Origin of the sequence: Rufibacter tibetensis (assembly GCF_001310085.1) — a bacterium.
GTDB classification, from domain to species: domain Bacteria; phylum Bacteroidota; class Bacteroidia; order Cytophagales; family Hymenobacteraceae; genus Nibribacter; species Nibribacter tibetensis.
Genome location: NZ_CP012643.1, coordinates 1,918,536 through 1,929,963 on the forward strand (window position 1 = coordinate 1,918,536; position 11,428 = coordinate 1,929,963).

At 48.4% G+C, this 11,428-nt stretch carries 10 protein-coding genes; 4 read left to right on the forward strand and 6 right to left on the reverse strand.

The features are described from left to right. Window positions 1–127 precede the first annotated feature (127 nt). Together hemA and DC20_RS07545 are read left to right on the forward strand one after the other, a co-directional pair. Window positions 128–1,402, forward strand: coding sequence for a glutamyl-tRNA reductase (hemA, locus tag DC20_RS07540; RefSeq protein ID WP_062543264.1), 1,275 nt, complete (start codon window positions 128–130; stop codon window positions 1,400–1,402). Between the two features lie 76 nt (window positions 1,403–1,478). Next, complete coding sequence (locus tag DC20_RS07545) at window positions 1,479–2,432, forward strand: phosphodiester glycosidase family protein (RefSeq protein WP_062543265.1); 954 nt, start codon at window positions 1,479–1,481, stop codon at window positions 2,430–2,432. 60 nt (window positions 2,433–2,492) lie between these two features. Here DC20_RS07545 and DC20_RS07550 read toward each other — a convergent pair whose 3' ends face one another. From DC20_RS07550 to DC20_RS07560, 3 genes are all read right to left on the reverse strand, one after another. Next, the gene (locus tag DC20_RS07550) at window positions 2,493–3,170 is read right to left on the reverse strand and encodes a LytR/AlgR family response regulator transcription factor (RefSeq protein WP_062543266.1); all 678 of its coding nucleotides are present in this window, start codon (window positions 3,168–3,170) and stop codon (window positions 2,493–2,495) included. Window positions 3,171–3,403: 233 nt separating this feature from the next. After that, complete coding sequence (locus DC20_RS07555) at window positions 3,404–4,471, reverse strand: sensor histidine kinase (RefSeq protein WP_062543267.1); 1,068 nt, start codon at window positions 4,469–4,471, stop codon at window positions 3,404–3,406. Window positions 4,472–4,679: 208 nt separating this feature from the next. After that, window positions 4,680–4,988 (reverse strand): ArsR/SmtB family transcription factor, encoded by a 309-nt coding sequence (locus DC20_RS07560; protein ID WP_048921996.1) that lies wholly within the window; start codon window positions 4,986–4,988, stop codon window positions 4,680–4,682. A gap of 1,178 nt (window positions 4,989–6,166) precedes the next feature. On the opposite strand from DC20_RS07560, the gene DC20_RS07565 reads away from it, so the two are divergent. Continuing rightward, the gene (locus DC20_RS07565) at window positions 6,167–7,393 is read left to right on the forward strand and encodes a Glu/Leu/Phe/Val dehydrogenase dimerization domain-containing protein (RefSeq protein ID WP_062543268.1); all 1,227 of its coding nucleotides are present in this window, start codon (window positions 6,167–6,169) and stop codon (window positions 7,391–7,393) included. 185 nt (window positions 7,394–7,578) lie between these two features. Here the strand turns inward: DC20_RS07565 and DC20_RS07570 are convergent, their stop codons facing one another. Beyond that, window positions 7,579–7,950, reverse strand: a complete 372-nt coding sequence (locus tag DC20_RS07570) for a hypothetical protein (protein WP_062543269.1) — start codon at window positions 7,948–7,950, stop codon at window positions 7,579–7,581. A 72-nt stretch (window positions 7,951–8,022) separates the two neighbouring features. On the opposite strand from DC20_RS07570, the gene DC20_RS07575 reads away from it, so the two are divergent. Beyond that, window positions 8,023–9,147, forward strand: coding sequence for a mechanosensitive ion channel family protein (locus DC20_RS07575; RefSeq protein WP_062543270.1), 1,125 nt, complete (start codon window positions 8,023–8,025; stop codon window positions 9,145–9,147). A 77-nt stretch (window positions 9,148–9,224) separates the two neighbouring features. On the opposite strand, the gene DC20_RS23555 is transcribed toward DC20_RS07575, so the two are convergent. Together DC20_RS23555 and DC20_RS07585 are read right to left on the reverse strand one after the other, a co-directional pair. Further along, on the reverse strand, window positions 9,225–10,067 hold the full coding sequence (locus tag DC20_RS23555; protein ID WP_062543271.1) for a tellurite resistance TerB family protein: 843 nt from the start codon (window positions 10,065–10,067) through the stop codon (window positions 9,225–9,227). Window positions 10,068–10,181: 114 nt separating this feature from the next. Then, window positions 10,182–11,357, reverse strand: a complete 1,176-nt coding sequence (locus DC20_RS07585) for a serine hydrolase domain-containing protein (protein WP_062543272.1) — start codon at window positions 11,355–11,357, stop codon at window positions 10,182–10,184. Window positions 11,358–11,428 lie beyond the last annotated feature (71 nt).

Sequence of the window (11,428 nt, forward strand, 5' to 3'; positions counted from 1 at the left end):
ACGAAGATAGCAGAAGAAGCGTCTGTTCGCCGCAATTTGTAATGAGTATAAATAAAAGAAAGATACGAAAGTAATTCATTCTTAAAAGATCGCGCCGTAATTTTGCATGCTATTTCAAAACTGCCGTATGCTTCACAACTTTAGAGCCGTCAGTCTTTCATATAAAAAAGCTCCCTTAGACATAAGAGAGCTTATCGCCTTGGATGAGGGGTCGTGCCGACAGTTCCTGCAAACGCTCAAAAATTTCATTCAGGCAACTGACATTTTAGTGCTTTCCACGTGCAACCGCACGGAGGTTTATTATACTTCTGATGATGACTACAGCCACGAAATCGTGAAACTGTTGGGCATCAGCAAAGGCATTTCCAATATTTCCCAGTATCTGGACTATTTCACCATTGTGAACGAGCATTCAGATGCTGTTCAGCACCTGTTCAACGTGGCCATGGGCCTTGATGCGCAGGTGGTGGGTGACATGCAGATCTCCAACCAGGTAAAACAAGCCTACCAGTGGAGTGTGGACAACGAGGCTGCCGGACCGTTCCTGCACCGCCTGCTGCACACCATTTTCTTTACTAATAAGCGCGTAGTACAGGAGACCTCGTTCCGTGACGGAGCTGCCTCTACGTCTTATGCCGCGTTGGAACTAGTAGAAAGCTTAACTGCTGACATCACTAACCCTAAAGTATTGGTGGTGGGCTTGGGCGAGATTGGTGCCGATGTGTGCCGTCATCTGTCTGACTCAGATTTCCAGAACGTAAAGATTTCTAACCGCACCAAAGCCAAAGCCGAAATTCTGGCAGAGGAGTGTGGCCTGGAAGTAGTTCCGTTTGAGAACCTAGTAGAAGCCATGAAGGAGGCCGATGTGATTATCTCCTCCGTGGCCCGCGACGAGCCGTTCTTCACCAAAGAAATGGTGAGTCGCCTGAACGTGCTTACGTATAAATTCTTCATTGACCTGAGCGTGCCGCGCAGCGTTGAGCCGCAGGTAGAGCAGATTCCGGGAGTGTTGGTGTACAACATTGATACCATCCAGAACAAAGCCTCTGAAGCCCTGCAGCGCCGCTTAGATGCCGTGCCGCAGGTAAAGCAGATCATCAAGGAATCCATTGCCGGATTTGAGGACTGGAGCAAGGAGATGAACGTGTCGCCTACCATCCAGAAACTGAAAAACGCGCTGGAAACCATCCGTCAGGAAGAGATGGCCCGTTATATGAAGAAGCTCACCCCAGAGGAAGCCAAACACATGGATGACGTGACCAAGTCCATGATGCAGAAGATCATCAAGCTTCCGGTACTGCAACTCAAGGCCGCCTGTAAACGCGGTGAAGCCGAAACCCTGATTGACGTACTTACTGATTTGTTCGATCTTGAGAAGCAGTCTTCTGAGGCGCACGCCTAATTAAGTTTTTATTATTTCACCCATATTGAGCGGGGCATTCTTTATAGAGTGTCCCGCTTTCGTTTATATTGGCTTTATGAAAAAGCTGCTTTTCTCCCTCACTGCTGCCCTTCTCTCCTTCTCCGGTTTTGCCCAGGTAAATTGGGTCCCATCTGCGCAACACCAGGAAGGGCTACCCACCTCTGTCAAAGTGTTCATTACCTCAGACTCTCTGGACGGGAAACCGGTTAGAGCCTATTATCTGGAAGCTGACCTAAAAGACCTCAAACTAGAGGTGCTCACCAGAGTAGGCAACGGCAAGCGCTACACCCCGCAGCAATATTATGAGAAAGAAGCAGGCAACGTACTGGCGGTGGTCAACACCACATTCTTTTCCTTCGCTGACAACAGCAATTTGAATTTGATCATCAATGACGGTAAAGTGCTGGCGCCGCAAGCTTCTGTGAAACGCAAGAACCCAAAAGGAACAGATACGCTCACCTATCATCCTACCACCGGCGCCATCGGGTTCTTCCGCAACCGCACCGTAGATGTGGCTTGGGCCTACAACGTGGGCAAAAGGAAGAAGACCATGGAACTGGCGGCACCCTATGACTCTGATATGAATGGCCAACCTGCTCCTGAGCCTTCCAAACGCACGGTTAAAAGGATCAAACGCTGGAAGCCAGAAGTTGCAGTGGGCGGCGGCCCGGTATTGGTGCAAGATGGCAAGGTACACATCACCGCTGAGGAAGAAATGCGTGGCGGTGCCGGATTCAGAGGTCCGCACCCACGTACGGCGATGGGCTACAAGCCAAATAACAAATTCATCATCCTGATGGTGGAAGGCCGCAACAAAGGCATCGCCGAAGGTGCCAGCTTAGATCAGTTGGCAAAGCTGATGGTAGAGTTAGGCTGCAAAGAAGCCCTAAACCTGGATGGTGGCGGATCCAGTGCGCTTTACGTGAAAGGCAAAGACACTATTAAGCCCTCTGACAAGGAAGGTCAACGCCCAGTGCCTGCGGTGTTAGTGTTGAAGTATAAAGAGTAATTTACGTTCCGTTTCTAGACGTTTTAAGAGAAAACAAGTTAGAAGCAGAGCTTTGTTTTTCTAGAGTAATCGTTGTAGCAGATTATCCCGGAAGGCAGATGAAACAGGGATAGCTTTGCCACCTAGGGTTACTTGATGCCGCTCTATTTTCTCAATTTTATCCATGGCTACTAAATAAGAACGATGCACTTTTACAAAGCGATTGCCGGGAAGTTTCTCTTGGGCTTCAGACAGGGTCATGCGGGATAAGATACGTCGCTGAGGTTCATGGAACGTGAGGTAATTATCATCAGCTTCTATGTAAAGTAGTTGCCTTAGATTAACTCGTTCCCAGTCATAGCTCACCTTAACAAATAAGAATTCAGGAGCCTCATTCTCTACTCCTTTTTGCTTCCATTCCTGGGCTCGGGTACACGCTTGCAGGAAGCGCGGAAAAGTTATAGGCTTCAGTAGATAATCAGTAACTGCCAGCTCAAAGCCCTGCAAGGCGTACTCAGAAAAAGCAGTGGTAGAAATGATGCTGGCCTGCTTGCCTATGAGCTTTGCCACTTCCACTCCGGTTATATCTGGCATTTTGATATCCAGGAAAACCAAATCTATAGGCCGCTGTTGCAGGTACGCCAAGGCCTCTGTTGCGCTAACATATGTTGCTTCCAGTTTTAGAAACGGCACTTTTTGAGCATGAGCTTTGATTACGCTCAAGGCAATGGGCTCATCATCTATGGCAATACACCGCATGAGGTTAGTATAAGGTAAAGGCTAAAACGGCTTTTCTATCTGTTTGTGAAAGATTACCTTGCAGGAAGGTCGCGCACCATGGGTGGTGATCAACTCTTGGCAATAACTTACCCAACTGTTCACCAAAAAGCGCTTGACTGTTAACTCATAAAATGGAAAGGTTTCTTACTAGATTTGCTCTGAGTTGTCACTATGTTCAAAAGCATAGTTCAAAAATAAGTAGGAAAGACAACTTAGTTCAAGGTCAGCTGCAGTTTAACTTTATACTGTCCGTTTTGGATGATTTCTAACTGATGCTGCTGTGGATAAAGCAACTCCAGCCTTTTGCGTACGTGCGCAATACCGGTACCCGCTCCTTGATCCAATTGCCTGTCTGAGAACACAAGATTTTCGACTGATAGGGTTAATTGTTGGTTTTTAACTTCAAGCATTAGTCTAATATAGCAATCTCGGTCTACACTAATGCCATATTTAAAGGCATTTTCCACAAAAGGAATGAGCAGAAGCGGTACAATGAGCGCAAGTTTTCCATCAAAGTCCAGATTTGCCTGTATCCTGATATTCTCCCGCTCTGGTAGTCTAATCTGTTGTAACTGTAAATAATCTTCTAAGAAACGAATCTCATTAGATATGTCAGTTATTTTTTGCTGGGCTTCTGTGAGCACATAACGCATAATGCCGGACAATTGCTCCACGCTTTGGGCAGTTACTACGGCATTTTCCTGCAAAGCAGTTCCGTAGAGGTTGTTGAGCGTGTTGAAGAAGAAGTGTGGGTTCAGTTGGGCTTTGAGGGCATCTAGTTCGGCTTGGGTGTGTTGCCCCCTGCTTTCTACTTGCCTCACTTTTTGGAGGAAAGCATAACGAACCAAGGCGTAAAAGAAAGAATAAGCCAGCAGCAGCAGAAAAGGCGCAATGAAATTCATTGCATTCAACCGTAAGCTAAAAGAAGCTGGCCCTTGCCAATAGACAAAAATCAAAGCCATAACCAATCCCAAAGCCAGCAGCATAGAAGCTACTACATATGCCAGTACACCTTTCTTTTTGAATCTCAGATGGTAATTTACCTCTACCAGAAATGGCATCAAGACCAAAACAAATCCCCCAACATCGAAATTGGCATGTAAAAACCTGCTCCAGGTCGTTAACGGAACCCCATTCTCCATAAAAAGAAAATGGCCTTCTGTAGCTACCCGGTACGCGTAAGTTCCAGTATCATACAAATTGAAAAAGAACCACACCAGAAAGGCATGAAGGAGTGCTTGTTGCCATACTTTTAGACGAGGGAGATTCTTAAGGTTCATTGCTAATTGCGTTATTTGAACCAAAGCAAGAAAACTTCTCTAACCACTGCAACTAAATGGGGTGAAGCTCAGGGGGAAAGTGGTGAAACAATCAAAAAGGTGACCAAAGGGCAAAATAAAAACCGTTTCTGGCCTACTTTCGGAAAAACAGGCTAGAAACGGTTCCGGGGAGTACTTACTTGATGGGGGAACTAGGCAAGCAGGAATGTTACAGGTCTCCGCAACACTCCTCCAGGCAGTCTATCACATCAATCAGCTTTGGGATAGAAAGGGAATAATAGATTTTGGTGCCCACCTTGAAAGACGAGAGAACGCCCTTGTCTTTCAGCGTGATCAAATGCTGTGAGGCAATCGCCTGCGGAAGATCTAGATAATTGTAAATCTCCGTCACCGTCATTTTATCTTCCTTACCCAGAAGATCCACAATGGCCAACCTTTTTGGATGCGCCAGCACCTTAAGCATAGACGCCGCCTTATCTATCTTCTTAGATTCTACTCTGGATAATAAACTTTTCATAAGGACACACTAAAATCAGTACTACAATAGACGCTCCGACCGCGCCTTTAAACCCGCCCTTCAACTCGCTTCACTTCATACATGAACATTACGTTACTTAAACGCATGGCGACTTACCATGTTATAGGTATTATGTCTGGCACTCCGTTAGGCTAAGCTTTCTTGGCTTATTGCAGATTTACGTATAAAGAACATAATTGGATATATAAAATACTTAATACTGAAACAGTTCCATATACAGATATATAAGAACAGCCGCTGAGAGCATTTAAAAGGGCAAAAAGGCCAAAAAAAATCTTACCTACGTAGCTCAAAAAGCAGCTATTCTACTAAGCAGCAACTAGTTTATGGGAGGTTTTACTTATAGGAGAATTTCATGGCATTGAACATCCACATAGAATTTCAACTGCCACAATCATGCTCAATGAGCTAAGCAAAAAAAGGCACCGCCTAAACCGCAGTCCTTCTGTCTTCCCACCTCCCCTAATTACTTTTTGGTTTCCTGCTGCCACAAACAGCCATTTACCATTTGCACATAGTCTGAAGAAACTGTAAGAAAGGAACGTTCTAGTATAGAACAAATTGTCTCTCAACTATCTATAAATTCACCTATTAGCATCATACATACTTAATAGAAGGTGCCATTTTGGGTAACAGAGAAAGTTGTTTGACGAAGAAGAAGCCGACACTTCTAAAGTGTGATCTTCCAATGTGTGGATGTGTGGATCTGCAGGTGTAAACATCCACCTACGCTCCCTTCAAAGGGAGAATACCAGCTATCGTGTTTGAGGTTATTACCTCACTGCAGTTGCAAACTGCAGTCATTGTGAGTCCAAGTCGCAGACTTGAACCATATATTCTTTCAGAAAGCAAAGCCTACGCCTATCCGTTTCCAGCCTTTCGTCTGAGCGCCTAGGACTCGACCCGGTGCCGCGTTAGCGGCAGCCCTAAGGGGCAGGCGAGAGGCCACAGCGCGAGGGCGGAAGGCGGGGCCTCGCGGCCGTGAGCGCTTATCGCCAAAGATGAAACAATCAAGCTCTTGAGTTTACGCAGAAAGCAGACTATCTAAAGGACCAGCAATCTTATACAGAAGAAGCTTAAAATCCGTTCTCCCCTAACAACTAACAACCGTTATCCTATACCTTTGCGCCTAAACATCAAGACAACTGCACCCCACTATGAAAGACCTCCTCGCCAAATTTGAGAACAAACGTCCTGAAATTGTTTTTGAGTGGAAAGATTCTGAAACGGAGGCTGAGGGCTGGGTAGTAATTAATTCCTTGCGGGGTGGGGCAGCCGGGGGCGGAACGCGCATGCGCAAAGGTTTAGACAAACGGGAGGTTGAATCTTTGGCCAAAACCATGGAAGTGAAGTTCACCGTGTCTGGCCCAGCCATTGGCGGCGCGAAATCTGGGATCAACTTTGACCCGGCAGACCCCAGAAAGCAAGGTGTGCTGGAACGGTGGTACCGTGTGGTGTTCCCGCTACTCAAGAACTATTATGGCACTGGCGGCGACCTAAACATAGACGAAATTCATGAGGTAATTCCTATTACTGAGGAATACGGGCTGTGGCATCCGCAGGAAGGCATCGTGAATGGGCACTTTAAAGCTACCGAGCCGCAGAAAATTAATAAACTGGGCCAGCTGCGCCAAGGTGTGAGCAAAGTACTGGAAGACGTGAATTATTCTCCTTCCCTACCGCGGAAATACACCGTAGCCGACATGATCACGGGCTATGGCGTGGCCAAGGCAGTGGCACATTATTATGAGCTGTGGGCCGGTGAGCTGCAGGGCAAACGGGCTATCATCCAAGGTTGGGGAAACGTAGGCGCAGCGGCAGCTTATTACCTGGCTTCTGAAGGGGTGAAGATTGTGGGCATCATTGACCGGGCCGGTGGATTGATTCAGGAAGAAGGCTTCTCCTTTGAAGAAATCACTCAGCTTTTCTTAAACCGGGTAGGAAACACCTTGTTGGCCGACAACCTGCTTTCTTTTGAAGAGGTGGATAACCGCATCTGGGACCTGCCTTCTGAAATTTTCATTCCGGCGGCGGCTTCAAGGCTGGTGTCTACAGAGCAGGTAGTGCGCATGCAGCGCCAAGGTTTAGAAGTGATTTCCAGCGGGGCCAACGTGCCCTTCAAAGATCCGGAAATCTTCTTTGGCGCAACGGGTGAGTTTGCGGACCAGCAGGTTTCTGTGATTCCAGACTTTGTGGCCAACTGCGGCATGGCGCGGGTATTTGCCTATCTCATGGAGCAGGATGTGGAAATCACTGATGAAGCCATCTTCTCTGATATTTCCCGGACTATCCGGCAGGCGCTGGAGAAAGCCCATGAGCGGCATCCGCAGAAAACCGAAATCGCCAAAACATGCTTTGAGATAGCCTTAAGCCAATTGCTATAATCTAAAAGAACCCAGCTCCTGTTTCTTAACAGAAATAAAGCTTGACATATACATTGAAACGCCTTTGCCGTTTTGCCCTTGGTTTATAGAAAGCAAGAGTAAAACGGCAAAGGCGTTTATTTTTTAGAATGAGAAGCCTGCCAGTCAAAAGACTAAGCCTGCTATAGTTTCTCTGCTGCCAAAACTTATTGCTTCTTGAAGCCCACAGCCTCTAATTTTGCCACATCAGCCTCATTCACTCTTACCTTGAAGACCCGGCCGGTGGGGCATTGGCAAGCGGCGCAGGTAATTAGATCATTAGGTGCCGGAATCATGGTGACTTCCAGCACAGTGTATCCTTGGTCCTGTACATACTTTTTCACGCAGACCTTGGTGTCTGGATTGGTGTTGCAGTAGCCCCACGGATTGCTGTTGCACTGGAGTTCGCTGTAGGCTAACCATTGTCCGCCAGAGAGATTTTCCTCCAATTCCTCGGCTTCAGAGCTGGGAATCTGACAGGCACCGAAGGTGAGGAACAGCCCAAGGGCAAAAAGCTGGAATAAGATTTTTCGTTTCATAGATTTGCCTTTTCATTTACTTTAAGACCCTCTGCCCAAGCCATTGGTTGCAAGCGGTCAATTCTATTAACGATGCAGAACCAAGTTTCAGATATCTTACGCTTTGTCTTTCTGGGGAATACGGTGCAGCAATACCTCATTTTTGTAGGTATCATGCTGTGCGGCTTCCTGTTTAAAACTGTGGTGTCGGGGCTATTTTCCACCATTCTGTTCCGCGGAATCATCAAGCGCATCAACAAAGATGTGACCATGGATGAATTCAAGCGCCTGCTGGTGACGCCGCTGGGGGTCATAACATTCCTGGTGTTTCTCTACATCGCCTTCGAACAGCTGAACTATCCGCCGGAATTAGGGTTGCCCGGGAAAGGGGAACTGGGCCTGAAACGCATCCTTCAACGCATCTACAGCATTATCCTCATCTGCTCGCTTACGTGGGTGACCATGCGTTTGGTGGACTTCTTCGGGATGATGTTTTCCAAAAGAGCTGCCAGAACACTCTCTAAGCTGGATGATCAGTTGGTGCCGTTCTTTGTGGATTTCACCAAGGTGATCATTGTCATCATCGGGTTCTTCGTGATTCTGGGCACCGTGTTCAAGGTAAACGTGGCAGGCTTGGTAGCCGGTTTGGGAGTAGGTGGTTTGGCCATCGCCTTTGCCGCGAAGGAAAGCCTGGAAAACTTATTGGCTTCGTTCACCATCTTCCTGGACCACCCGTTTGTGGTAGGCGATTTAGTGCAGGTGGGGGAGATCACCGGCACTATTGAGAAGATAGGGTTTAGGAGTACGCGTATCAGGACGCTGGAGAAAAGCTACGTGACGCTGCCCAACAAGAGCATGATTGACAAACCGCTGGACAACCTTACACTGCGCACCTTCCGGCGGGTAAAGTTTGATTTGACCTTAACGTATAACACCACCTCAGAGCAACTGAAAGCCATTGTCGCCGATATTCAGGCCCTGATAGATGCTTATCCGCGCACGAACCAGGACGGGCGTGTGCGGTTCTTCAATTTGGGCTCGCACTCCAAAGACATCATGGTGCTGTACTTCATTGACACCATTGATTATGACCAGTACATAGACGTGAAAGAGGAAATCAACTACCAGATTGTAGAGATTGTGGAAAAGCACGGCGCTGAGTTCGCCTTCCCAACCCAGACCTTGTACTTGAAACGGGAGGAGGAACAACTTTCCTAACGGGGCACCCAACTTAGAATTTAACCCCTGTTTCAAGGCCGTTTCTACTAAACCAGCCTTGAAACAGGGGTTGTTTATTACCAGCCTGAGCCGCCTCTGCGGCCACCGCCCAAAATACCGCCTAGCAAACCACCTAAGCCCCCGCCGCCCATTCCGGAACCGTAGCCCCTTCGGCCACCTAAGCCGCCCAGAATAGAGGCCATAGAACCTAAGCCGCCCATTCGGCCACCGCCGTACATGCCTCTTCGGCTCATTCCGCCTCCCGTCATTCCGCCGCCTAACAGACCACCCAGCAATCCGCCTAGGCCGCCTCCCATCATTCCACCGCCCATCATGCCGCCGTGTCCGTACCCGCCACGCCGACGGCTCATCATACTGCTGATTACAATAGGAGCTAAAACGCCCAGCATACCGGTTACCATGCCCGGCGAGATACCAGATTTCTTGAACATATCACCAAACCCGCTTTTGTTCAGGAACGATTGGGAGGTAGGGTCCTCGCCTTGCTCTTGGGCTTGGTTGGCTTTGTCTACAAACTGATCCAGGATGCTGAACTGCTTTTGGTCAATGCCCAGGTATTTGCTTACCTCGGCAATGCGCTGCTGTTCATCTTGGGTATACTGCCCGTCAGACTTCGCGAAGCTGATGATGTCGGTGACAAAAGAGAAGCGCAGGGGGCTGCCTTTGAGCACGTCAAGGCACCGTTGCAAGCTTATCTGTGATGGATTTTTCGCGATGGAGATAATTTCCTGCTGGAGGTTCTCGGGCAGTTCTGCCGCTTCGCTGGTGAGTTGCAGAAACTGTAGTTCTTCTTCAGACACATGCCCATCTGCCGAGGCAATGGTGGCCAATGCGCCCAGGTAAGCTCCCTTTTCCTGATCTGAGTAATCTTTCAAAAGGGTGGTGTTTTCTTCAGCCATAGTTTCAGTGTGTTGGTGTAGAATTACACAAACGACGCGGCTAAAAACGAGTTGGCGTTTAGGGCCGGTTTTTCTGAAAACCGGTCCTAAACGCCACTAGAAATTATGCTCTTCTTACTTCTTTACTGAAGCCAGAATGCGCTTGAAGAATTCGTCTCCGTTTGTGCCGTGCCAGCGCCACACCACCACTATATCATGCTCAGGGTCTACCCAGATAGTGTTGGAACCGGCTCCTAATGCCGCAAAACTAGTAGCCGGGGCGCTAGGCCATTGTTTTTTCTGCGTGTTCAGCCACCACAGGTACCCATAGTCTGGTCCGTGCGGACCAGGCGTAGTCGCTTTCTTCACCCATTCTTTGGACACGATCTGCTTGTTTTTCCACTTGCCCTCCCGCAGGAACAAATACCCGAAGCGAGCCTCATCACGGGTGTTGATCCAGAGGCCGCCGCCCCAACGGGTACCGCCGCTCACGCTGGGCAGCTGTTTGCCGTTCACGTCTACGTAGGAGTTCTTGTAAGGCAGGTACTGCCACGTATCAGAAGCGCCAATGGGGTTCATGATCTGCTCTTTCAGAACCTCGGGCAGGGGCTTTTTCCAGAGGCGCAGCAGTGATAAAGAAAAGCGGTTGATACGCACATCATTGTACTCATAGAAAGTACCCGGTTCTTTGAGTTCGCGAGGCTTGCGTTCACCGTTGCCAAATTCCTCTTTACCCACAAAGGTGTGCGACTTCCCGAAAAGTTCGCCTTCCCACTCGCTTGTTTGCTGAGCGTGGTGGTGCCAGGTCACTTTGCGGTTGTGCTCTGAGTCATAGCCGCCGTCTTTGATGTAGTTAGCTACCGGATCATGCACATCCTTAATCAGGTCTTTGTCCACCGTTACACCTAAAATGGTAGACAGAAAACTCTTCGCAATGCTGTAGGTAGGATCTGCACGTTTGGTATCGCCCCACTCGGCCACAATGTAGCCGTGCCGCAGGATGATGCCGTTGGTGCCCGCCCGGTCTTTAGGAATTGGTCCCAGCAACTTCCCAAAGATTTCTTCCTGGGTGGAGAAATCCTTCGGCATTTTGGTTTCCTGACCTTGGGCGTAGAGAACCGCCTGTGACAGCAGTTCGGGGTCCATGCCTACCTGCTCGGGGGTTCTCTGCTCCCATTTATCGCCTTTCTCGGGGTAATAAACTTTGGCGTTCGCCGAGGTGTTTTGGGAAGTGTTGGTATTGGAATTAGTCTGGCAGGCGAAAAGCCCGAGCCACAGAAACGGCAAAAGCCGATGGTGTATCTTTCTCATAGTTTATTGAGGTACTGGGAAAGAGCAAGATAAAAAGACTTGCCAGATAGATAACGGTTCCTGACAGAATT

Coding starts and splice junctions, on each gene's coding strand:
- hemA (WP_062543264.1), top strand. CDS start 128: ATGCTTCACAACTTTAGAGCCGTCAGTCTTTCATATAAAAAAGCTCCC.
- DC20_RS07545 (WP_062543265.1), top strand. CDS start 1,479: ATGAAAAAGCTGCTTTTCTCCCTCACTGCTGCCCTTCTCTCCTTCTCC.
- DC20_RS07550 (WP_062543266.1), bottom strand. CDS start 3,170: ATGCGGTGTATTGCCATAGATGATGAGCCCATTGCCTTGAGCGTAATC.
- DC20_RS07555 (WP_062543267.1), bottom strand. CDS start 4,471: ATGAACCTTAAGAATCTCCCTCGTCTAAAAGTATGGCAACAAGCACTC.
- DC20_RS07560 (WP_048921996.1), bottom strand. CDS start 4,988: ATGAAAAGTTTATTATCCAGAGTAGAATCTAAGAAGATAGATAAGGCG.
- DC20_RS07565 (WP_062543268.1), top strand. CDS start 6,167: ATGAAAGACCTCCTCGCCAAATTTGAGAACAAACGTCCTGAAATTGTT.
- DC20_RS07570 (WP_062543269.1), bottom strand. CDS start 7,950: ATGAAACGAAAAATCTTATTCCAGCTTTTTGCCCTTGGGCTGTTCCTC.
- DC20_RS07575 (WP_062543270.1), top strand. CDS start 8,023: ATGCAGAACCAAGTTTCAGATATCTTACGCTTTGTCTTTCTGGGGAAT.
- DC20_RS23555 (WP_062543271.1), bottom strand. CDS start 10,067: ATGGCTGAAGAAAACACCACCCTTTTGAAAGATTACTCAGATCAGGAA.
- DC20_RS07585 (WP_062543272.1), bottom strand. CDS start 11,357: ATGAGAAAGATACACCATCGGCTTTTGCCGTTTCTGTGGCTCGGGCTT.